The following is a 21,090-nucleotide window of genomic DNA, read 5'->3' on the forward strand; positions in this document are numbered from 1 at the left end:
CGGACAGAATTCCCATGAGGCCCGTCGATTTGCGCGATCTTGCAGTACCCTGTCCCGCCCCGGAGGGAGGGCCGAATGCCACAGGACGACGCAGAGGTGCAGGTCAGGCCGGGCGTGGAGGGTGACCTCGGGGCGCTCACCGACATCTACAACCACTACGTCCGTGAGACGGCGATCACATTCGACACCACCCCGTTCGCCCCCGAGGAGCGCCGCCCCTGGCTGCTCTCCCACCCTGAAGACGGCCCCCACCGCCTGCTGGTTGCGCACGGCCCCGGAAGCGGCGGAAGGGGCGCGCGGGGCGGAGGGGACGGAAGCGGCGCGCGGGGCGGAGGGGTCCTGGGCTACGCCACGTCCAGCGCCTTCCGGCCGAAGGCCGCGTACGCGACCTCGGTGGAGGTGACCGTCTACCTCGCCCCGGACGCGGGCGGGCGGGGCATCGGGACGCTGCTCTACGAGCGGCTCTTCGAGGCCCTGGCGAAGGAGGACGTGCACCGGGCGTACGCCGGGATCGCGCTGCCCAACGAGGCGTCGGTGCGCCTGCACGCCCGCTTCGGCTTCCGGCACACCGGCACGTTCGCGGAGGTGGGGCGGAAGTTCGGGCGGTACTGGGACGTGGCCTGGTACGAGAAGGACCTCTAGAGCCCCTGCCCGAACTGCACGGACCGCTTCGCCAGGCCCATCCAGAACCCGTCGATGACGCTGCGCCCGCCGTCCAGGTCGCCCGCGGCGTCGGCGGCGCCCAGCGTGACGAACAGGGGCGCGAAGTGCTCGGTACGGGGATGGGCGAGCGCGCCGGCCGGTGAGGCGTGCGCGAAGTCCAGCAGCGCGTCCACGTCCCGGGCCTCCAGGGCCCGCCGCCCCCAGTCGTCGAACTCGGCCGACCAGCCGGGGACGCCCTGGTGCCGCAGGGCCGCCAGGTTGTGGGTGAAGAACCCGCTGCCCACGATCAGCACGCCCTCGTCGCGCAGCGGTGCCAGCCTACGCCCGATGTCCATGAGCCGGGCCGGGTCGAGCGTGGGCAGGGACATCTGGAGGACCGGCACGTCCGCGTCCGGGTACATCTCGACCAGCGGGACGTACGCCCCGTGGTCCAGCCCCCGGTCGGGCAGGTCCTGCACGGGGGTTCCGGGACCGCGCAGCAGTTGGCGCACGGATTCGGCCAGCGCGGGCGCGCCGGGGGCGGCGTACCGGACGCGGTAGTAGTGCTCCGGGAAGCCCCAGAAGTCGTACACCAGCGGTACGGGCTCGGTGGCGCCGAGCGCCAGCGGAGCCTCCTCCCAGTGGGCGGAGACCATCAGGATCGCGGCGGGCCGGGGCAGCCCGGCGGCCCAGGCGGCGAGCTGGCCGGGCCACACGGGGTCGTCGGCGAGCGGCGGCGCGCCGTGGGAGAGGTACAGGGCGGGCATCCGCCCGGCGGGCGCGGGCTCCACGGAGGCGGTCATGACGGTGACTCCTGACGTACTCTTCCATCCTACTTACTTGAAACTTCAATCAAGCTCGATGGCGAGCTTACCGACCATTTGTTCAAGTTTCAAGAAGCCTTACAGTGGGATACATGGACACGGCAACGAACGGCGGGAGCGGGGAGCCGCGCTGGCTCAGCGACGACGAGCAGCGCGTGTGGCGCGCGTACCTGCACGCGACCACGCTCCTGGAGGACCACCTCGACCGCCAGCTCCAGCGCGACGCCGGAATGCCGCACATCTACTACGGGCTGCTCGTCCAGCTCTCGCAGGCCCCGCGCCGCCGGATGCGGATGACCGAGCTGGCCAAGGACGCCAAGATCACCCGGTCCAGGCTGTCGCACGCCGTGGCACGGCTGGAGAGGAACGGCTGGGTACGCCGCGAGGACTGCCCCTCCGACAAGCGCGGCCAGAACGCCTACCTGACGGACGAGGGGTACGAGGTGCTCAGGCGCAGCGCCCCCGGCCATGTCACCGCCGTCCGCCAGGCGATCTTCGACCGGCTCAGCCCGGAGCAGATCGACCAGCTCGGCGAGATCATGAAGGTCATGGCCGAGGGCCTCCAGCCGTCCGGCCGGGACGCCGACCTGCCCTGGCTGCGCTAGGGAGTGTCCGCGGGGGCGCCGCGGGCCAGGCGAGACTTTGCGGACACGACCCAGGGAGCGGCACGCCCCCGGACGGCACGCCGGCGACGGACACGGACCCGCCGCGTCAGGTCGTCAGCAGGACCCCCGCGTACGACGCCGCCGCCACGATCACCCACGCCGTCAGGCCCAGCAGCGCGACCCGCGCCCCGGTCCGCGACAGCGTCGGCAGGTGCACCGCGCTGCCCAGCCCGAACAGGGCGGCGGCCAGCAGCAGTTCCTGGGCCGTTCCCGCACCGGCCAGCACGGGCGCGGGCAGCACCCCGGTGGTGCGCAGCGCCACCATCGCGAGGAACCCGGCCACGAACAGCGGCACCAGCGGCGGCCGTCCGCCCTCGGGCGCCCCGCGCCCCCGCCGCCGGGCCGTCAGCACCAGCGCCGCGACCAGCGGCGCCAGCAGAGCCACCCGCATCAGCTTGACCAGCACGGCCTCGCCCAGCGCGGCCGGCCCGGCGGTCTGGGCGGCGGCGACCACCTGCCCCACGTCGTGCACGCCCGCGCCCACCCAGCGCCCGAACTGCGCGTCGCTCAGCCCCAGCGGGCCGTGCAGCAGGGGCAGTACGGCGATGGCGAGCGTGCCGCACAGGGTCACCAGGGCGACCGACGTGGCGGCGTCGTCCTCGTCGCTGTCCCGTACCGCTCCGACCGCCCCGATCGCCGACGCGCCGCAGATCGCGTACCCCGTGGCGATGAGCACCGGCTGGTCCCCCGGCAGGCCCATGCGCCGCCCCAGCCACCACGTGCCGCCCAGGGTGGCGGCCACCACGGCGAGCACCATGGCGACCGTGCTCCAGCCGAGCCCCAGCACGTCCGAGAGGCTCAGCTTCAGCCCGAGCAGGACGACCCCGACGCGCATCAGGCGCTTGGCCGCCAGGGTCAGCCCCGGCCGGCAGCCGCCCCGGACGCGGGCGCGCAGCCAGGGGGTGTGGGCGGCGGCGACACCCAGGACGACGGCGGCGGTGAGCATGGGCACCGCCGGTACGGCCAGGTGCACCAGCAGGGCGACGCCGACCCCGGCCGCGGCGAGCGCCAGCCCGGGCAGGGGGCCCGGCGGTACCCGGGTGCCGGCCGCGACCGGTCTGAGGCGTGGGCCGACGAGCGCCATCAGCGGTCCGCGGGCAGCCGGTACAGGCGCCGGACGCTGGTGCCCAGGCGGGTGATGTCGGCACCGTAGACGTGCAGCGAGAGGGCGGTGCGGTCACCGGCGTTGCGTACGGAGTGGATGTCACCGGGCGGGGCGAAGGCGGCGACCTCCCCGGGGCCGTTCACGACGTCCTGGGTGGCGAGCAGCCGGGCGGAGGTGCCGTCCGGGACGAGCTGGTAGCGGCGTTCGTGCTCCTCGCCCTGGTGGACGCCGGCCACGCACCAGGCGACGTGGTCGTGGACGGGGGTGCCCTGGCCGGGCAGCCAGACGATGGCGACGACGGAGAACCCACCGTCCGGTTCGGCGTGCAGCACGTGCTGGCGGTAGTGCTCGGGGTCACCCTCGCACTGCGCCGGCGTGAGCAGGTCCGGGGCGCCCAGGTGCGGGGCGAGGCGCTCCCCCACGAGACGGGCGGTCGGTTCGGGCGGGAGACCCCGGTCCACGGCCGCGCGTATCTCGGCGACGAGGCCACGCAGGCGTCCGGTCGTCGTCCCGGCGGCCGCCGAGGCGGCGCCGATGGAGGTCGTCGTCATGGCGGCAGCGTCGGCCCGGCCGACCCATTACGTCCAAGGACGGTTCATTGCCGGGTACCCAAGGAACGCTTATGAATGATCACGGGTCAGCGGCCCCTCGCGGACCAGGGCCGGCCCCGGCGGGCCCCGGCGAGCGGCTTTCGTGAGGGTGAGTCAGCAGCCCACTCTGGACTCGGCGACGGTGACCAGCTCCTCCAGCATGAGGGCGGTGGCCGGAATCCTGAGGTGGTCGCGGAGGACGTACGCGTACACCTGGCGGCGCGTGTGCGGCTCGACGATCCGCCCGGTCACCTTGTCGTGGCAGAGGAAGGACAGGACGAGCGCGGGGACCATCGCGATGCCCACGCCCGCCGCCACCAGGCTCTGCATCACCAGGTTGTCGTCCGTGGTGCACGCGATGTCGGGGGTGAACCCCGCCTCGGCGCAGGCGTGCAGGAAATTGGCGTTGCAGCGCGCGCAGCCGGCGATCCACCGCTCGTGCGCCAGATCGGCCAGGTGCACGGCCCTGCGGCGGGCCAGCGGGTGGCCGGTGGGAAGGAGCACCGTCAGCGGGTCCTCCAGCAGCCGGAACTCGTCCAGTTCCTCGGGGACGTCGACCCGCAGGCCGGGATAGCTGAAGGCCAGGGTGATGTCGCACTCGCCGCGGGCGACCATCCGCAGCGACTCGGGCGGCTCGCTCTCCACCAGTTCGACCCTGATGCCGGGGTGTCCGGCCGCCATGCGGGCCATCGCCTCGGGCAGGATCGTCGCCCCCGCGCTGGGGAAGGCGCACACCCGCACCCGGCCGGAACGCAACCGCGCTATGGCGTCTATCTGCTCCTGCGCGGCGGCCAGGCTGTCGAGGATGGTGCCGGTGTGCCGGGTGAGGGCCTGACCGGCCTCGGTGAGCCGGAGCCCGCGCCCCACCCGGGTGAACAGCGGGGTTCCGACGTCCCGTTCGAGCGCCTTCATCTGCTGGCTGACGGCCGGCTGCGTGTAGCCCAGGGTACGGGCGGCCGCCGTATAGGAACCGGTCCTGACCACCTCGTGGAAGGTCTTGATGTACCGGGAGTCGAACACGCCGAAAGCATAAGCGGAAGTTGGGGTGCGCGAAGGGGCGCTTCCCCGCCACACCCGCGGCGGAGAAACGCCCCTTCCGGCGTACGCGTCGTCAGTGCGCGACGACCGGCACGAGCACCTCGTCGTCGGCCCCGCCGGAGGCCGCCGGCTGCGAACCGGCACCCGGACGGCCCGTGTTGATGAAGGTGAACGCGATCGTGGCGGACACCAGCAGGATGCCGACCGCCCACCAGATGGCGGCGGAGTACCCCTCCACCATGCCCTGCAGCTCCAGCAGCGCGCGTGCCTGCGGCGAGGTCGCGGCGGCCGCGTGGTCGGCGATGTACGCGGTGGTCGCCGACGCGGCGATGGTGTTGAGCAGCGCCGTACCGATCGCGCCGCCGACCTGCTGCGAGGTGTTCACCATCGCGGAGGCCACACCGGCGTCCCGCGCCTCGACGCCGTGCGTCGACAGCGACATGGCCGGCATGAACGCCGTACCCATGCCGAGGCCCAGCAGCAACTGCGCCGGAAGGATCAGCCCGGTGTACGAGGAGTCCACCTCGAGCCCCGTCAGCAGCAGCATGCCGGTGGCGGCCACGAGGAAGCCGGGGCCCATCAGCAGCCGGGGCGCGACCCGGGTCATCAGCCGGGCGCCGATCTGCGTGGAGCCCGTGATCATGCCGGCGATCATCGGCAGGAAGGCGAAACCGGTCTTGACGGGCGAGTACCCCTTCACGACCTGGAGGTAGTACGTGAGGAAGAGGAACAGCCCGAACATCGCGATGATGGCGAGCCCCAGGGCCAGGTACGCGCCGCCCCGGTTGCGCTCGGTCATCACCCGCAGCGGCAGCAGCGGCGACTTCACCCGTGCCTCGACGGCGACGAACGAGGCGAGCAGCACGGCCGAGGCGACGAACAGGCCGATCGTGCTCGCGTCGGACCAGCCGTCGGACTCGGCGCGGGTGAATCCGTACACGAGCGAGACCAGGCCGAGCGTGGAGAGGATGACGCCCGGGATGTCCAGCGGGGCACGGTTGCGCCCGCCGGCCGGCTCGCGGATCACGAAGTAGGCGCCGGCCGCGGCGACCACGGCGAAGGGGATGTTGACGAAGAACGTCCAGCGCCAGTTCAGGTACTCGGTGAGGACGCCGCCGAGGATCAGGCCCACGGCACCGCCGCCGCCGGCGATCGCACCGTAGATGCCGAACGCCTTGGCGCGCTCCTTGCCGTCGGTGAACATCACCGCCAGCAGGGACAGCGCGGCCGGCGCGAGCAGTGCGCCGAAGGCGCCCTGGAGGGCGCGCGAGCCGAGCATCATCGCCTCACCGGTGGCCGCGCCGCCCAGCGCGGAGGCGGCGGCGAAGCCGAGCAGGCCCACGACGAAGGTGCGCTTGCGGCCCCACAGGTCGGCGATGCGGCCGCCGAACAGCAGCAGACCGCCGAAGGCGAGGGCGTACGCGGTGATGACCCACTGCCGGTTGCCGTTCGAGATGCCCAGGTCCTGCTGGGCGGAGGGCAGCGCGATGTTCACGATCGTCGCGTCGAGCACGACCATGAGCTGGGCCAGGGCTATGAAGACCAGCGCCTTCCAGCGGCTGGGATCGGGGACGGTGCCCGTGGAAGCGGGGCCGGAGGGTGTTTTTGGCATGGGAGCAGCCACCTAAGGACTCGAAAGGTGAGAAAAGGGCGTAAGGGGCGGGTGTTCAGGTGACCGCCCGGGCGGGTCAGGACTGGCGGCGCAGGTCCTCCAGGGTGGCCGCGGCGCCGGGGAGTTTGGAGCGGGCGGGTGCCTCCAGGCCGTCCAGGAAGAGCTGGAGGTGGCGGTGGACGAAACGGTCGAAGTGCGGGCACGCGGAGCCCGGCAGGGGCCGGGTGAGCTGGGAGAGCGCGATCATCAGGTCGCCGACCGCGACATCGGTGCGCAGCCGGCCGGCCGCCTGCGCCCGGTCGAACAGCTCCTGGACGGCCTCTTCCAGTTGGGCGCGCCCGGCGAGCAGGTCGGGGTGGTCATGGTCGAAGGCGCCGGAGAGGATCGGGCACAGGGCGCCGATGCGCTCGTCGGCGGCGGCGTGGGAGAAGCGGCGCAGCGCCTGGAAGGCGTCGGCCTCCTCGGCGGCCGCCTCCCGGGCCCGCTCGGTGGTGCGGGACACGACGGACAGGACGACCTCGTGGACGAGGGAGGGCCGGTCCGGGAAGTGCCGGTACAGCGTGGCGTTGCCGACCCCGGCCCGGCGGGCGACCTCGTCGAACGGCACGTCGGGGCCGGACTCGACGAACATCTCCCGGGCCGCCGCCACGATCCGCTCCCGGTTCCGCACGGCATCCGCCCGCGGCCGCGCCCCCCGCCGCACGGCGGGGGTGGCGGTGGCGTTCGCGCCCGGGGCGCCGGCGGCCGCGGCGGCGTGGGCAGCGCCGCCGGTCGCGTCGGCGGCGATGGCGGGCTCGGCGGCGGCACCGGTCGTGGGGCCGGCGGCAGCCGCCCCGGCCGCGGTGGCGGCACCGGCAGCCGTGTCGACGGCGCCGTCGGCGGTCGCGGCGGTGCTGATCACGGTCACTCCTTCACTGGCGCCATAAGCGGGGACGGCTTCCCCGGTTGTCGGCGACACAGGGATAAACGGGGAGCCCGTCCCCGGAATTTCCCCTTCCCCGGTGACCTGCGTCACTCCCCTCCCGGCGAGAAACCCACGATCGGCCGCGCCCGGCGGGCGCCGGACCGCCACGGCGCGGAGGCTGATCGGACGGAGAGCAGCCCGGACCCGGCCGGCTGCCGCCGACCGAAGGCGATCAGCACGCATGGAGCAGACCCGCCGGCGGATACGCAGACCGGTCGCCCTCGGCGCGGCCGCCACCCTCGCCCTGGCCGGCCTGGCCACGGCGAGCTCGACCCTCCCGGACCCCTCACGCGCCTCCGCCGGGCCCATCGCCGCCCGCTCCGCCGCCGACGAGCCGGGGCTCGCCGCGTGCCGGATCTCCAGCGCCCTGGGGGTCCAGCTCTCGGAGGGCATACCCACGGGCCCGGGCTACGCCCGCTCGACGGGCGAGGTCCGTGCCCTGACCCTGATGGTCGACTTCCCCGACGCCCCCGGCGAGGGCCCGGCCATGAGCCGGTTCGCCGAGTTCTTCCCCCGGACCACCGACTGGTTCCGCGTCAGCTCCTACGGGCGGCTCCGGTACCGCCCCGAGGCACCGCTGCGCGACTGGCTGCGGATGCCGGTGCCGTTCGACTCGTACGGGATCGAGCGCGGCTCACCGTACGAACCGGGCTACCGCCAGCTCGTCCAGGACATCGTGACGGCCGCCGACCCCAAGGTCGACTTCGGCGACTACGACCTGGTCAACGTCCTGGTCACGCCGAACGCGGGTCCCTCCGCCCTGGACACCGTCCTGTCCGTCACCTTCTCCGGCAACGGCGAGGCCCCGCACGCGGACGGCGCGCCGCTCGCCAACACCTCGTTCGTCTACAGCCGCCAGGACGACGGCTCGGGCTCGTACCACGAGACGGGGTTCCGGGTCCTGCCCCACGAGAACGGCCACGTCTTCGGCCTGCCCGACCTCTACACCGCCGAGGGCGGCGGCGCCGTCGGGCACTGGGACATCATGTCCGAGGACTGGGGGGCCAACAACGACCTGCTGGGCTGGCACAAGTGGAAGCTCGGCTGGCTCGACAACGACCAGGTGCGCTGCGCCTCCACCCCCGGCACCCGCGAGTACACGCTCACGCCCCTGGCCACCAAGGGCGGGCCGAAGCTCGCCTTCGTCCCGCTGACGCCGGAGTCCGGGTACGCGGTGGAGGTCCGCACCCGGGAGGGCAACGACGAGGCCGTGTGCGAGCCCGGGGTGCTGATCTACCACGTGCAGTCGGACGTGGACACCGGGCAGGGCCCGGTCACCGTCGTCGACAGCGACCGCGACAGCGGCGGCTGCACGCGCCGCCCCAATGTGCACGCCGAGCTGTCGGACGCCCCGTACCGGCCCGGTGAGACCTTCACCGACCGCGAGAGCGGCGTGCAGGTCACAGTGCTGTCCGAGGACGCCGGGACGGGCACCTACCGCGTCCGCGTCACCCGCGTGTGACCGCCCCGGCACCCGCCGCCCCACGTCCCCGTCAGCCGCGCGCGACCCCTCCCGCACCCGCCGCACCGCCCCGCGTGCGTACGCGTGCCTCGACGTCCTGGCGCAGGTCCCGCTTGAGCACCTTGCCCGTGGCGTTGCGCGGCAGCGGGGCGTCCTGGACGAGGACGTGCGCGGGCACCTTGAAGGCCGCCAGGCTCCGCGCCACATGGGCGCGCAGCTCCTCGGCCCCGGCCGTGGCGCCCCGCCGCAGCCGCACCACTGCTGCGACCTCCTCGCCCAGCACCGGGTGGGGAACCCCGAGCACGGCCGCGTCCTCCACGTCGGGGTGGCCGGACAGCGCGGCCTCGACCTCCACGCAGTACACGTTCTCGCCGCCCCGGATCACCATGTCCTTCAGCCGGTCGACCACGCTGACCCGCCCGTCGCGCACGGTGGCGAGGTCACCCGTGCGGAACCAGCCGTCCGGTGTGAACGCGGCCGCGGTCGCCTCCGGGTCCTCCCAGTAGCCGCGCACCAGCGACTGGCCGCGCAGCCACAGCTCGCCCACCTCGCCGTCCGGCAGCGCCCGCCCGTCCGGGGCGGCGATCCGCACCTCGGTGACGGGCGTGGGCCGCCCCACGCTGCCGGGGAAGCGCCGGTAGGAGTCCCCGAAGTTGGCCATGACGCCCCCGCAGGTCTCCGTCAGCCCGTAACCGTTGCGGGGCTCGACGCCCTCCGGGCAGCGGGCCGCCAGGCCCGGCGGTGCGGCGGCTCCGCCGGTGTTGAGGTGGACGAGCGTCCCGAGCCCGTCGTCACCGGCCGCGTCCAGGAGCTGGACGGCGGTGGTCGGCACCCCGGCGTAGTGGGTCACGCGGTGCTCGCGGATGAGCTCCAGGGCCTTCGCGGCGTCCCACTTGCGCATCAGCACGAGCGTGCCGCCCGCCGCCATCACCGCGTAGAACGAGGTGAACGCGGCGACGTGGAAGAACGGGAACGTCGTCAGCGACACGGGCGCCGGGCCCTGGCCGGGCACCTCGCCGCGTTCCAGCGCGGCGACGGCGGCGTGGAAGCGGGGGTTCATCGCGGCGCCCGCCTGCGCGAGGTGGGTGGCCACCGCGCCCTTGGGCCGCCCGGTGGTGCCGGACGTGTAGATGATGGTGGCGTCGTCCCCGGGGCGGACGTCCACGTCCGGCGGGCCGAGGGCGGGGTCCGCGGGAGGCAGGTCCTCGTACCGCTCGAACCCCGCCCCGGGCTCCCCGTGGAACACCAGCCCCGGCACGCCGTGGCGGCGCGCCCACGCCCGTACGCGGTCCACCCGCTCACCGTCGACCAGCAGCACCCGCGGCCGGCAGTCGTCCAGGGCGTACGTGAACTCCTCCTCGGTCCACCACGCGTTGAGGGGCACGGCGACGAGGCCGGCCAACTGGGCCGCCCAGAAGGCGATCTGCCACTCCGGGTGGTTCCGCATCGCCACCACGGCCCGGTCGCCCGGCCGCAGCCCGTACACGTCGGTGAACCGGCGGGCCAGCGCGCAGGCGGCGGCGAAGAACTCCCCGTAGGTGTACGTCCGGCTCTCCGCGACCAGGAACGGCCGCTCGCCGTACGCCCAGGTGACCTCCGCGAACTCGCGCAGGGTGCGCGGCCCGCCGGCGTACACGGCGCGCCCGTGCCCGTCCGGGGTGACGGCGAACGGGGCTCCGGGCGCGGTGAGGACCGCCGGGTGGCGTGCGGACGGATCGGTGTGCGGCACGATCGCCTCTCCCTAAGCGCTTGCTCAGCTCCTCGGGTGACGCTATGCGCCCCGGCCGCACGCCGTCAAGGTAGATGTACGGGGCACTTACTCTGGGCGCCGGTCCCGGGCAGAGCACCCTCACCCAGGATGGAGCTCACGGACCCCCATCGCCCGTACGTCGCCCACACGGAGGTCGCCGCTCGGCTCCAGCGCCGGCCGGACGGCGTGCCACATCCGGGCCAGCCACTCCTGGGCCGTCTCGCGCGGCGCGGACGGCCCCTCGCCGAAGGCGGCGCCGACCGGGGTGCGGGCCATGGTCTCGGCGCCCACGACCACCGCCATGACGAGCGCCACGGCGGACCGGGCGTCCACGCCGGCCTCGGCCGCCCCGTCGGCCTCGGCCCGCCGCAGGGCCCGGAACAGGTTGCCGAGCCAGTTGACATGGCAGTGCAGCGAGGAGTCCTCCGGCGTTTCCAGCTCGCGCGTGAGCCGCACCCCGGCCCGGGTGACGACATCACCCTCGAGCAGTCCGACGAGGGTGTACGTCATGTCGACGACGGCCTGGAACGACGCCCCCTGACGCTCGGCGCAGACCGCCAGCGCGGCGTCCGAGACGGCGCACGCCTCGGCCTGCACGGCACGGGCGAGATCCGACTTGGCGGCGAAGTGGAACGACAGCGCACCCTTGGTCACCTGCGCCAGGTCGCTGATCACCGCGAGGGTGGCGCGCTCGTACCCCACCTGATCGAACACGGCGGCGGCAGCCCGGACGAGATTCGCCCGGGTCCTCTCGGCCCGCTCCTGCTTCGCCACAGCCCAAACCCCTCTCGCCTGGGCATGACAGTAGAAACCAACCTCTTGGTTTGTCAAAGGGGCGCAAATGAGCCACTCTCACCACCCAGAAGGGGCTCGAGCTGCCAAATCACCCGCCCCATGAGAGTAAACAAACCGTTCGAGCGGTTTATTTAATCACCGTGCGGGTTGGCCGCCGCTCCCTCGGTGCTGAGCAGCACGAGAGTGGAGGAGGCGCCGACGCCGAGCGCGGTGCGGCGCCGCCGGGCGCCCGCACCGGTCAGGGCGGCCCGGACGCCGGCCAGCGACGCGGCGCCGCAGGGGCCGGAGGACACACCGAGGGCGGCGAGGTCGCGCGCCGCCCGGGTGCTGTCGGCGTCGGTGACGGCCACGGCGGCGTCCAGGCCGTGCCGGAGGTGGGGCCAGGCGATGCTGGACGGGGTGCCGCAGTTCAGGCCCGCCATGGCCGTCTCGCCCGTGGCCACGGTGACCGGCTCGCCGCGCACCAGGCCGGCCAGGACACAGGCCGCGGCCTCGGGCTCCACGGACAGCAGCGCGGGTCCGGCGGCGGCCGGGCGGCTGCGGTAGTGCGTGACGGCCGCCTGCGCGAGCGACCCGACCCCGACGGGCACGGCCACCAGGGCGGGCGGGGAAGGGGGCGGGCCGCCGAGCTGGGCGTCGATCTCGGCGAACAGGGTGGAGTACCCCTCCACGATCCAGGCCGGTATCCGCTCGTACCCGGGCCACGCGGTGTCCTGGACGAGCACCGCGCCGGGCGCCCGCGCCGCCCCGGCCGCCCGGCGCACCGCCTCGTCGTAGGGTCCGGCCACCGGCGTGACCTCCGCGCCCTCCGCGGCGATGGCGCTCGCGGCGGCCGGATGCACGCCCCGGGGCACGAAGACCCGGGCGCGCTGCCCGAGCAGGCGGGCCGTGCGCGCCACCGCCCTGCCGTGGTTGCCGTCCGTGGCGGTGACGAGCGTGAGGGGCGCCCCCTCCCCGTACCGCCGGCGCCGCTCGGCGAGCACCCGGTGCACCGCCCAGGAGGCGCCGAGCGCCTTGAACGCCGGCAGCCCCAGGCGGGACGACTCGTCCTTCACGTACACCCGCCCGACGCCCAGCTCGGCGGCGAGCGGGGGCAGTTCGGCCAGCGGTGTGGGGGCGTATCCGTCCAGCGAGGCGTGGAAGCCCCGCACACCGTCGGGGGCTGGCGGGCAGGTCCAGTCGCCCCGGCCGCCGGGGCGCGCGTACCACCACGAGGGATCGGTCACCGGACCACGGTCCGCGGGCGCGGGGCGGGCGTCCGGTGGCGGCGTCCGCCCGCCCCGGGCCGGGCCGGACGGCGGCTCACGCGGCCCTGGCCCCGGACCGCCCGACGCCCCGCGCCACACCGGCTCCGACGCCATGGTCGACGCCGTGGTCGACGCCATGGTCGACGGCTCGTGCGCCGGACCGTTCGGCGGCGCGCGTGTCCGGCCGTACGTCGGACCGTACGTCCGGCCGAGCGGCACAGGCGCTCAGCGCCCGGTGGGCGTACGCGGCGGAGACGAGGCTCATATGACGGTGCCAGCCCGGGTAGGACCGCCCCTCGAAGTCCCGCATCCCGCAGTCGTCCAGGCCCTCCAGCGCGGCCGGGTGCACGACCCGGCGGGCGAACAGCGCGGCCGCCTCCGCGAGGCGCTCGCCGTGCAGGGTGGTGAGCCAGACCCGCTCCGGCTCGCGCTTGCCCGGCGCCCAGGACGCGACCAGCCGCAGGGGCCGTCCCGTGTGCGGCGCGGACACCTGGACGGGCAGGACGCGCGGCGCGTGCGGGACCCCGGCGACGGCCGGTCCGGTGCCCAGTCCGCGCGCCTGGTCCCGCAGTTGGGCGGCGAGTCCGCCGGCGGTCACGACCGAGCGTGCGGGGCGCGGGGCGGCGGCCTGGAGCCCGGCGTGGACCGGGGTCGTCGCGGGGAGGGAGACGACCCAGTCCAGCCCGAGGGCGCCGAACCCCTCGATCAGCTCGGTGGCCTCCGCGACCGTCTCGGCCTCGGCCACCACCGGTGCCCCCGGTCCGGCGCTCGTCGCGGCCAGGTCCACCATCAGGCCGCCGGGCGATCCGGGGCGCACCGCGTCCGGTATGCGCGCGCGGCGCCGCAGCGACGCGTCGTCGAGCCACTCGTTGGGCAGGTACAGCCGCCAGTCCACGGGGACGGCGGCGCCGGAGCGGGTGAGCAGGAAGAGCCCGAGGCCGAGCTGACAGCCGACCGTGCGGCCCGCGGTGGCGTCGAAGCGGCGGTGCACGCCCGCGGAGTAGTGGCCCCGCTTGGGCATCAGCACCCGCTCCAGCGCCCAGCCCCGCACCTCCGTCCGCTCGTGGCACCAGGCGGTCAGCTCCCCGCGGACGTCGGTCCACGACCAGGTGCTCTCGTTGACCACCTGGTGCAGGGACTGCGAGGCGGTGTACGAGGCGCACACCGACCACCCCATGTTGCGTACGGACTTCTTGCCGGGCGTGGTCAGCAGCCCCGCCACGTACGCCCCGGCCCAGCGCCGCTGGTCGGCCCGGGGGAGGGCGTGGAAGAGACGGCGCGTGAGCTCTTCGGCGTTCCGGCGGTCACTCATGCGCGAAAATATAACGAACTCTTTCTATGTTTTTGAAGGGGTCTCCGGCGGACAGTCGGCGATGTTGCATGGACTTGCCAAGGACGTCATGGGGGAAGCGCCGAATCCACTCCCGCACGCCCCGGCCCAGTAGCGTGCGAGAGGCGTAGCGGGACGAGAAGAGCACGGAAAAAGAAGGTGACGTCGTGGTCAAGCAGGAGCGGGCCCTGCTGACCCGTGAACGCCTGGTCCGGGCCGCGGCTGACGCGTTCGCCCGGGACGGCTACACGGGCAGCTCACTCCAGGACATCTGCCGGCGCGCCGGAATCTCCATGGGCGCGCTCACCTTCCACTTCGCGAAGAAGGTCCACCTGGCGAGAGCGGTGAAGGAGGCGGGCATCGCGGTCACCCGCCACGAGGTGGACCGCATCCGGCACGCCGCCCCGGACCCGCTGGCCGCCGTCGTCGCGGTGACGTGCGGGCTCGTCGACCTGCTGGCCCGCGACACCCGTGTGCGGGCGGCCCAGTCCCTGACCAACACCCCGCCCGTGTGGGACGAGGCATGGGTCCCCGAGGTGCGGCGGCTGCTGGGCGAGGCGGAACGGCGGGACCTGCTGACGCCCACCGTCCACGCCGAGACGCTGGTGCTGCTGTCGACCCACCTGGTGCACGGCGCGGCGACCGCGCCCCGCACCGGCGGGCGCCCGGCGGCGAACCTGTCGGGCGAGTTCGCCCTGCTCTGGGACGCGGTGCTGGAGGGCGTGACGGCGCGGAGCCACTCGTACTGACGCGTACGGGAGCGACCGGACGGACCCGCGCCCTCCGCCCCCGTACGCCCGGCGGCCTCCGCTAGATCGCGCTCCATCCGCCGTCGACGGGCATGGCGGCGCCGGTGAGGAAGGAGGAGCGGTCGCTGCACAGCCACGCGGCCGCCTGGGCCACCTCCCGCGGCGAGGCCATCCGCTTCTGGATGGCACGGGCGGTGAAACTGGCCTCCAGCTCCGGTACGTCCGCCAGGAGTTCGTCCATCAGCTCCGTGCGCGTACTGCCGACGACCAGGGCGTTGACCCGGATGCCGGACTCCCCGTACTCCATGGCGGCGGCCTTGGTGAGGCCGAGCACCGCGTGCTTCGCGGCGACGTACGGCGCGACGGCCCCGGTGGCCACGATGCCGGCGGTGCTGGAGGTGTTGACGATGGAACCCCCCGTGCCGCTCTTGAGCATCACGGGTATCTGCCGGCGCAGGCAGTTCCAGACGCCGCGCACGTTGAGGTCCATGACGCGGTCGTACATGTCCTCGTCCAGCTCGTGCAGCGGCGTCCCGCCGGTGCCCCAACCGGCGTTGTTGAAGGCCCCGTCCAGGGAGCCGAAGGTGTCGACCGCCATGGCGACGGCCCGTTCCACGTCGGCCGGCCGGGTCACGTCACCGGCCGCGATCGCCACGCGGGCGCCCGCCTCGGTGAGCGGCGCGGCCACGTCCGCGAGCACGTCGGCCCGCCGTGCCATCAGGACGAGGGCGGCGCCCTCCTCCGCGAACAGTCGCGCCGCGGCCGCTCCGATACCACTGGAAGCGCCAGTGATCATGATGGTGCGGCCGCTCAGCATCCCCCGGTCATTGATCATGCCCGTCATTCAACTCCACTGGCGGGCCTGTGAGAAGGGCCTTCGAACACCTCCGCGTGCGCCCGCGCCCAGTCCACGAAACCCCGCGGGGCGTGCCCGGTGGCCTCCCGTACGCCGTCGGCCACCGCCTCCTTGGCCCCGTCCCGCTGGCGCCGGGCGCCCTCCAGCAGGGCCCGCACCATGGGCTCGGGCCACCGGGCACGCCACCGCTCCAGTGCCTGTTCCTCCGTCAGCTCCACGAACGTGAGCGGCCGCCCCAGCACCGCGCCCAGCGTCTCCGTCTGCTCCCGCGCGGACAGCGGCTCCGGACCGGTCAGGGCGTAACTCCGCCCGGTGGCGGCCGGGTCGAGGAGCGCCCGCACCGCCGCGTCGGCCACGTCACGCGGGTCGACACAGGCGTTGCGCCCGGAGCCGTACAGGCCCCGGACGACGCCCTCCTCCCGTACGGAGGCGGCCCAGCCGAGGGCGTTGGACATGAACGCCCGGGGCCGCAGCAGCGTCCACGCGAGCCCGGAGGCGCGCAACCGCTCCTCGTTGTCCCGCTGCCAGCGGGTGAGCACGTCCTGGGCGCCCGGGTCGAGCACGGCGAGGGCGGAGAGCTTGACGACGCGGCGCACCCCGGCGGTACGGGCGGCGGCGAGGACGTTCTCGTCGTGGTCGGGGCGCGCCGGGTCGGTCGTGACGACGAAGAGGCTGTCCGCCCCGTCCAACGCGGCCGTGAGGCGGTCCACGTGACCGAAGTCGGCGCGGACGGCCCGCCCGGGCAGCCCCGCGCGCCGCGCCTTGTCCGGATCGCGCACGAGGAGCCGTACGTCCACGGCCGCGCCGTCCCCGTCCGCGTCCCCTCCCGCGGCGAGCCCGTGGGCGACGAGCCGGCCGATCGTCCCGGTGGCGCCGGTGAGGGCCACCACGGGGCGGGTGTCGCCGTCCCCCCGTATCACTCCTCGTCCCCGCCCTTCCGGCTGAGCCGCTCACCGCGCTCGACGCTCGCGTCGACGTCCTGGGCGGCGCCGGGGGCGGCGATCCCGGGGAGCAGGCAGCCCCACATCTCCTGGACGCGCTGCGGCAGGCAGCGGCGGCCGTCCACCTGCCGCGAGTAGAGCTGTACGCCGGTGCACGCCCCCACCACGAACCGGGCGATCGCCTCCGGGTCGGCGTCCTCGCGCAACTGGCCCATCTCCCGCGCCTCGCGCAGGTACCCGGCCATCAGCTCGCGCCACCCCTCGAACGGCGTGCCCTCCGCGAGGCCCCCCTGATCGATGGAGAGTTGCACGCCCGCCCGCAACAGCGGGTCCGCCAGCAGCCGGTGGGACCACACCAGCGTGATGTCCACCAGGCGCTGGAGCCCCCGTGACTCCAGCAGCGGCTCGATGGCGTCCTGCTGGGCGTTCATGACGGCCTTGGCGAGCCCCTCCTTGGAGCCGAAGTGGAAGTAGAGGGCGCCCGCGGTGAGGTTCGCACGCTTGAGGATCTTGTTGATGCCGGCTCCGGCGTAGCCGCACTCGTCGAAGACCTCGGCAGCCGCCCGCATGAGCGCCAAACGGGTCTGCACGGCCCGTTCCTGCTTGAGCTGCACCATGCGTTCGCCCTCTATTTCCTCGACACAAAAAAGAACGCCCTCTATATTACGGGCTACCGGCCGCGCACCCAGGGGGAACTGTCATGTCCAGGCCCGCAAGCTCCCATACGGACCTCTCCTTAGTACCGCAGAACCGCGTCCACAAGGATGACCCCGACCAGGTCCTCCTGTCGCGCTGCGAACAGACCTCGGAACGGACCTTCGACATCACGGCCGACTGGTCCCGCGCCCACTCCCTCTTCCCCGTCCGTGACCGCCACGACGATCCCATGCTTCTGGTGGAGACCGTCCGGCAGACCTTCCCGCTGCTGTGCCACGACGCCTTCGAGGTGCCGCTCGGCCACCACCTGCTGTGGGAGGACTTCCGGTACTCGGCCCGCACCCCGGCGCTGCTGGCCGACCCGGACCACCCCACGGCGGTGGACCTCAAGGTCACCTGCAAGGACGTCGTACGCCGTGGCCGGCGCGCGGCCGCCCTGGCCCTGAGCATCGTCGTCCGCCGCGCCGGCGTCCACCTCGGCACCGCGCACACCCGCTTCACCATCCAGGCCCCGGCCGTCTACCAGCGGCTCCGCCAGGGCCGCGGCGACGCCCGCGCCATGATGGCCGACGCCCTCCCGCTCGCCCCACCGGCCGCCCCCCAGGACGTCGGCCTGGACACCTTCCACAACGTGGTCCTCTCCCCCACCGACATACCCCGCCGCTGGCAGTTGCGCGTCGACGTCCACCACCCGCTCTTCTTCGACCACCCGGTCGACCACGCCCCGGGCATGCTCCTCATGGAGGCCGCCCGCCAGACGGCCCAGGCCGTCTCCCACCCCCACCGGGTGCTCCCCGCCGCCATGGAAGTCACCTTCCACCGCTACGTCGAACTCGACACCCCCTGCCTCATAGAGGCCCACCCCGCCCCGAACGACCCCCACGGCCGCGCCCGCGTCCTCGTGATAATGCGCCAGGACGACGACGAACGCTTCAACGCCCTGGTCACCCTCGACCGAGCGGCCTGACCCCACCGGGCGCACCCTCACCCGCTACACTGACGCCGGTGCCTACACGGCACCCCCCGCCTCCGTAGCTCAGGGGATAGAGCACCGCTCTCCTAAAGCGGGTGTCGCAGGTTCGAATCCTGCCGGGGGCACAGGCAGAAGGGCCAGCTCAGGAGGGGTTTCCTCCCAGGCTGGCCCTTCGTCGTGTTCGAGGCCGTGCCACACGCGTGCCACTACTGCCACGTGGATGCCACATCCCCTAACCGGGGACCCCTCCCCCACCGTCCCGGATCATGGCCCCGAGCCGGTCCGCGATGGCCCGGTCCCGGTCGCTGGTCATGTGCTGGTAGATCAGCGCGGCGCGCGAGCTGCTGTGGCCCATGCGCGTCATCAGCTCCCGTGTGCTGGCCCCGGCCGTCGAGGCCAGCGTGTTGCCCGTGTGCCGCAGGTCGTGGAAGTGCAGCTCGTCCGTGACGCCCGCGGCCTTCCGGGCCTTGATCCAGTCGTCCCGGAAGTTGCTCCGGCGCAGTTGCCCGCCCTGCGGCCCGACGAAGACGTGTCCGTCGCGGCCGGGAGCGGCGAAGTGCTCCAGGTGGTGCGTGACCGCGTCGAGCAGCTCGGCCGGGAAGGAGACGGAGCGCAGCCCGGCCGCGGACTTCGGCGCCTTGTCGAAGAGCCGGCCGTCCTGCAGCTCGGCTTGAGCCCGGCGCACGGTGACGGTCAGCCCCTCCAGGTCGACATCCCGGCGCCGCAGGGCCGCCAGCTCCCCGAACCGCAGGGTGGTGAAGGCCGCCAGGAGCACGAGCAGCCGGTAGCGCGGCGCGATGGAGTCGGCGACGGCGAAGACCTCCGCCACCGTGAGGACCGGCCGCTCAGGCACGTCGTAGCGGTCCGCGCCCTTGACGCGGCACGGGTTGCGCCGGATCAGCTCGTCGTCGACGGCTGTGTTCATCAGGGCCCGCAGCAGCTGGTACGCCTTGACCACCGTTGGCTCACCGACGCCACACCGACGAGGGAGGGGGAAGCGCGGCTACTCGGTCACCGGGCGACCGGTGTGCGGGACAGCGGCGGGAGAGGCCGGCCCGGCGGGCTCGATGGCGACCACGGGCCGGAAGGGGGCGAGCCGGGGCAGCTCCGGTGCCAGGGCGGAGGTGTCGCGGCAGACGGCCGCCGCGTCGTCGAGGGTGAGATGGGGCGAGCGGACGCGGGACCAGCCGCCGGAGGAGTCGCCGACGACGGCGACGCCGGGCCGTTCGGCCGGGATGGAGGTGGCGGCCAGTACCGCTTCCGGTGCGATGTCGCCGAGCGCCATCGTGGCGGACGTCTCGTCGTTGACGCGGTGGCAGACCCGGCCGGTGAGCTGGGCGCGCAGCATGGTGGCGCCCTTGCCGAGTTCGGAGCCGAAGCGCTGCCCGCACACCTCCAGGTAGATGCCGGCCGCGCGGCCGAGCTGGGCGAGGCGGATGAGCTTGGTGACCATGGCGTCCCGCCGCTTCTCGTCGTCCTTGTTCGCGGCGAGGAAGAGTTCCGCGACCTCGTCGACGACGAGCACGACCGGCACCGGCCGTACCGCTTCCGGTAGCCCCCAGACGTCCGAGGTGAGTACGGCGTCCGGGCCGGCCCCGCTCGAAAGGCCGATCAGCCGGAACCGCTCCTCCATTTCCTCCAGCAGGGCGTCGAGCAGTTCGCCCGCCCGGTCCGGGGTGTCGGCGAGCGTGGACAGCCGGGGTGTGAACGGCGCCAGTTCGACACCCCACTTGCAGTCGATGCCGACGAGGACGACCGGTTGCCGGGCCAGCCCGCACAGCAGGTTGCGCAGGTAGACGGACTTGCCGGACTGCGTGGCGCCGAGGATCAGTTCGTGCGGCACGGTGCGGAAGTCCCGTACGTGCCACTCGCCGTCCTCCGGCAGCGCCAGCGGCAGGCGGAGCGGACCGGCCGCCAGCCGACGCCGGGGAGGCCGCACCTCGGCGAGCACGTCCCAGCCGACCAACCGCAGTTCGAGCCAGCCCGGCTTGGTGGGGCGGACGTGTACGGCGTGGGCGCCCCAGGCATGCCGCAGCCGGTCGGCCGAGGCGGTGAAGTCCTCGGGCGCCTGCCCGGCCGCCATGCGCAGCCGCATCACGAGGCCGGACCCGGTCGGCCGCGGCAGCGACCGGCGGGGCGGTACGGGAGCCGCCTCCCGTCCCACCATCCGGGCCGTGGCCCGGGCGGACGGCCGAGGCCGGAACCGTCAGGCCGCAGGCGTCCATCGTCGCCCGGTACGAGGCCAACACCCGCAGCGCGACGAGCGGGTACCCGACCAGCCACCAGAACAGGACCGGCGACCGGCGGCGTACCGCCAGCAGCGCGACCAGGACCAGCAGAGCCGGTAACAGCACCCGGACGATGTCGGGCATGGCCGTCAGCCCTGCACCGGGGCCGGGGCGTTGACCATGACCGCGTCGGCCCGGTAGGCGATGCCGTGCCGGCTGCGTCCGCCGAACTCGCTCTCCCAGGGCCGGGCCACCAGGCCGGACAGGATGACCGGCGCACCCATGATCAGACCCTCGCCGATGCCCTGCTCGGGAACGGTCACCTTGATCATGTCCGAGCCGCCGGATGCGATGAATACCAGCTCCAACACCATCAGCCGCTGGCCGGTCACCGGGTCCACGGCGACCTCACCAGTCTGCCGGTCCTTCACCTTGACCTCGGGCAGCTTGGTGACGAGGAGCGTCGCGGCCGAGGCGTCCACGGGGATGACACGCATTCTCTGAACCTCACAGGGTCGGCGGCGCCCGTTCTGCGGCACCGCACTGCTTGGATACCCCCCTAGACAGCAGAGGAGTGGCCGCCCTAACTGTCTAGGGGGGTTGACGGCTACCGTAACCCGACGCTCCATCAACTGTCTAGGGGGGTATACGAACGTGCCTCA

Annotated in this window: 18 protein-coding genes, 1 tRNA gene and 3 pseudogenes; 6 read left to right on the plus strand and 16 right to left on the minus strand. The window is 73.8% G+C overall.

Going from position 1 to position 21,090, the window contains the following annotated elements; translation table 11 throughout:
• Window positions 1-75 precede the first annotated feature (75 nt).
• On the plus strand, window positions 76-642 hold the full coding sequence (locus E2B92_RS08720; RefSeq protein ID WP_133087454.1) for a GNAT family N-acetyltransferase: 567 nt from the start codon (window positions 76-78) through the stop codon (window positions 640-642).
• Here the strand turns inward: E2B92_RS08720 and E2B92_RS08725 are convergent.
• Entirely contained in the window at window positions 639-1,445 is an 807-nt protein-coding gene (locus E2B92_RS08725) for a dioxygenase family protein (RefSeq protein ID WP_185923677.1), read from the minus strand. The two genes, E2B92_RS08720 and E2B92_RS08725, sit on opposite strands and share 4 nt — an antisense overlap.
• 113 nt (window positions 1,446-1,558) lie before the next feature.
• On the opposite strand from E2B92_RS08725, the gene E2B92_RS08730 reads away from it, so the two are divergent.
• A complete protein-coding gene (locus E2B92_RS08730; RefSeq protein ID WP_126887628.1) occupies window positions 1,559-2,071 on the plus strand; it encodes a MarR family winged helix-turn-helix transcriptional regulator in 513 nt (170 codons plus the stop codon).
• 106 nt (window positions 2,072-2,177) lie between these two features.
• On the opposite strand, the gene E2B92_RS08735 is transcribed toward E2B92_RS08730, so the two are convergent.
• The 5 genes from E2B92_RS08735 to E2B92_RS08755 all read right to left on the minus strand — a co-directional run bounded on the left by E2B92_RS08735 (window position 2,178) and on the right by E2B92_RS08755 (window position 7,179).
• Window positions 2,178-3,215, minus strand: a complete 1,038-nt coding sequence (locus E2B92_RS08735) for a YeiH family protein (protein ID WP_126887627.1) — start codon at window positions 3,213-3,215, stop codon at window positions 2,178-2,180.
• On the minus strand, window positions 3,215-3,787 hold the full coding sequence (locus tag E2B92_RS08740; RefSeq protein WP_126887626.1) for a cysteine dioxygenase family protein: 573 nt from the start codon (window positions 3,785-3,787) through the stop codon (window positions 3,215-3,217). Before E2B92_RS08740 ends, E2B92_RS08735 begins: the two co-directional genes overlap by 1 nt.
• A gap of 153 nt (window positions 3,788-3,940) precedes the next feature.
• On the minus strand, window positions 3,941-4,846 hold the full coding sequence (locus E2B92_RS08745) for a LysR family transcriptional regulator (RefSeq protein WP_126887625.1): 906 nt from the start codon (window positions 4,844-4,846) through the stop codon (window positions 3,941-3,943).
• 91 nt (window positions 4,847-4,937) lie between these two features.
• The gene (locus E2B92_RS08750) at window positions 4,938-6,476 is read right to left on the minus strand and encodes an MFS transporter (protein ID WP_126887624.1); all 1,539 of its coding nucleotides are present in this window, start codon (window positions 6,474-6,476) and stop codon (window positions 4,938-4,940) included.
• 76 nt (window positions 6,477-6,552) lie between these two features.
• A complete protein-coding gene (locus tag E2B92_RS08755) occupies window positions 6,553-7,179 on the minus strand; it encodes a TetR/AcrR family transcriptional regulator (RefSeq protein WP_126887631.1) in 627 nt (208 codons plus the stop codon).
• Window positions 7,180-7,621: 442 nt separating this feature from the next.
• Here E2B92_RS08755 and E2B92_RS08760 point away from each other — a divergent pair, with 442 nt between their 5' ends.
• Window positions 7,622-8,902: a M6 family metalloprotease domain-containing protein gene (locus E2B92_RS08760; protein ID WP_126887623.1), complete on the plus strand. Its 1,281-nt coding sequence runs from the start codon at window positions 7,622-7,624 to the stop codon at window positions 8,900-8,902.
• A 31-nt stretch (window positions 8,903-8,933) separates the two neighbouring features.
• Here the strand turns inward: E2B92_RS08760 and E2B92_RS08765 are convergent, their stop codons facing one another.
• The 4 genes and pseudogenes from E2B92_RS08765 to E2B92_RS08780 all read right to left on the minus strand — a co-directional run.
• Entirely contained in the window at window positions 8,934-10,631 is a 1,698-nt protein-coding gene (locus E2B92_RS08765; protein WP_235023738.1) for a class I adenylate-forming enzyme family protein, read from the minus strand.
• A gap of 120 nt (window positions 10,632-10,751) precedes the next feature.
• Window positions 10,752-11,426 carry a ScbR family autoregulator-binding transcription factor gene (locus E2B92_RS08770; protein ID WP_160159740.1) on the minus strand — a complete coding sequence of 225 codons (675 nt, stop codon included), beginning with the start codon at window positions 11,424-11,426 and terminating at the stop codon, window positions 10,752-10,754.
• Window positions 11,427-11,578: 152 nt separating this feature from the next.
• On the minus strand, window positions 11,579-12,673 hold the full coding sequence (locus E2B92_RS08775) for a diaminopropionate ammonia-lyase (protein WP_235023739.1): 1,095 nt from the start codon (window positions 12,671-12,673) through the stop codon (window positions 11,579-11,581).
• A gap of 166 nt (window positions 12,674-12,839) precedes the next feature.
• Window positions 12,840-14,006 (minus strand): annotated as a pseudogene (locus E2B92_RS08780) (IS701 family transposase); the annotation flags it as partial.
• 185 nt (window positions 14,007-14,191) lie between these two features.
• Between E2B92_RS08780 and E2B92_RS08785 the strand changes: the two are divergent.
• On the plus strand, window positions 14,192-14,773 hold the full coding sequence (locus E2B92_RS08785; RefSeq protein ID WP_126887618.1) for a TetR/AcrR family transcriptional regulator: 582 nt from the start codon (window positions 14,192-14,194) through the stop codon (window positions 14,771-14,773).
• Between the two features lie 61 nt (window positions 14,774-14,834).
• Here E2B92_RS08785 and E2B92_RS08790 read toward each other — a convergent pair whose 3' ends face one another.
• Genes E2B92_RS08790 through E2B92_RS08800 form a run of 3 tightly spaced genes read right to left on the minus strand, consistent with a single transcriptional unit; the run spans window position 14,835 to window position 17,187 of the window.
• Window positions 14,835-15,608, minus strand: a complete 774-nt coding sequence (locus E2B92_RS08790; RefSeq protein WP_260604398.1) for an SDR family NAD(P)-dependent oxidoreductase — start codon at window positions 15,606-15,608, stop codon at window positions 14,835-14,837.
• 5 nt (window positions 15,609-15,613) lie between these two features.
• The gene (locus E2B92_RS08795) at window positions 15,614-16,549 is read right to left on the minus strand and encodes an NAD(P)H-binding protein (RefSeq protein WP_235023740.1); all 936 of its coding nucleotides are present in this window, start codon (window positions 16,547-16,549) and stop codon (window positions 15,614-15,616) included.
• Window positions 16,546-17,187 carry a ScbR family autoregulator-binding transcription factor gene (locus E2B92_RS08800; protein ID WP_126887617.1) on the minus strand — a complete coding sequence of 214 codons (642 nt, stop codon included), beginning with the start codon at window positions 17,185-17,187 and terminating at the stop codon, window positions 16,546-16,548. The genes E2B92_RS08795 and E2B92_RS08800 overlap by 4 nt, the downstream gene beginning before the upstream one ends.
• Before the next feature lie 83 nt (window positions 17,188-17,270).
• Here E2B92_RS08800 and E2B92_RS08805 point away from each other — a divergent pair, with 83 nt between their 5' ends.
• Both E2B92_RS08805 and E2B92_RS08810 read left to right on the plus strand, forming a co-directional pair.
• A complete protein-coding gene (locus E2B92_RS08805; protein ID WP_133087455.1) occupies window positions 17,271-18,194 on the plus strand; it encodes a ScbA/BarX family gamma-butyrolactone biosynthesis protein in 924 nt (307 codons plus the stop codon).
• A gap of 58 nt (window positions 18,195-18,252) precedes the next feature.
• Window positions 18,253-18,325, plus strand: a tRNA-Arg gene (locus E2B92_RS08810).
• A 107-nt stretch (window positions 18,326-18,432) separates the two neighbouring features.
• Here the strand turns inward: E2B92_RS08810 and E2B92_RS08815 are convergent.
• The 3 genes and pseudogenes from E2B92_RS08815 to E2B92_RS08825 all read right to left on the minus strand — a co-directional run.
• Window positions 18,433-19,176, minus strand: a pseudogene (locus tag E2B92_RS08815) (tyrosine-type recombinase/integrase); the annotation flags it as partial.
• Between the two features lie 27 nt (window positions 19,177-19,203).
• Window positions 19,204-20,572: pseudogene (locus E2B92_RS08820) on the minus strand (FtsK/SpoIIIE domain-containing protein).
• Between the two features lie 5 nt (window positions 20,573-20,577).
• Complete coding sequence (locus tag E2B92_RS08825; RefSeq protein WP_126887982.1) at window positions 20,578-20,925, minus strand: SCO3933 family regulatory protein; 348 nt, start codon at window positions 20,923-20,925, stop codon at window positions 20,578-20,580.
• Window positions 20,926-21,090: the final 165 nt, after the last annotated feature.

Source organism: Streptomyces sp. WAC05374 (genome assembly GCF_004353505.1).
Lineage (GTDB): Bacteria > Actinomycetota > Actinomycetes > Streptomycetales > Streptomycetaceae > Streptomyces.

Coding starts and splice junctions, on each gene's coding strand:
- E2B92_RS08735 (WP_126887627.1), bottom strand. CDS start 3,215: ATGGCGCTCGTCGGCCCACGCCTCAGACCGGTCGCGGCCGGCACCCGG.
- E2B92_RS08800 (WP_126887617.1), bottom strand. CDS start 17,187: ATGGTGCAGCTCAAGCAGGAACGGGCCGTGCAGACCCGTTTGGCGCTC.
- E2B92_RS08790 (WP_260604398.1), bottom strand. CDS start 15,608: ATGATCAATGACCGGGGGATGCTGAGCGGCCGCACCATCATGATCACT.
- E2B92_RS08750 (WP_126887624.1), bottom strand. CDS start 6,476: ATGCCAAAAACACCCTCCGGCCCCGCTTCCACGGGCACCGTCCCCGAT.
- E2B92_RS08740 (WP_126887626.1), bottom strand. CDS start 3,787: ATGACGACGACCTCCATCGGCGCCGCCTCGGCGGCCGCCGGGACGACG.
- E2B92_RS08805 (WP_133087455.1), top strand. CDS start 17,271: ATGTCCAGGCCCGCAAGCTCCCATACGGACCTCTCCTTAGTACCGCAG.
- E2B92_RS08730 (WP_126887628.1), top strand. CDS start 1,559: ATGGACACGGCAACGAACGGCGGGAGCGGGGAGCCGCGCTGGCTCAGC.
- E2B92_RS08720 (WP_133087454.1), top strand. CDS start 76: ATGCCACAGGACGACGCAGAGGTGCAGGTCAGGCCGGGCGTGGAGGGT.
- E2B92_RS08725 (WP_185923677.1), bottom strand. CDS start 1,445: ATGACCGCCTCCGTGGAGCCCGCGCCCGCCGGGCGGATGCCCGCCCTG.
- E2B92_RS08825 (WP_126887982.1), bottom strand. CDS start 20,925: ATGCGTGTCATCCCCGTGGACGCCTCGGCCGCGACGCTCCTCGTCACC.
- E2B92_RS08760 (WP_126887623.1), top strand. CDS start 7,622: ATGGAGCAGACCCGCCGGCGGATACGCAGACCGGTCGCCCTCGGCGCG.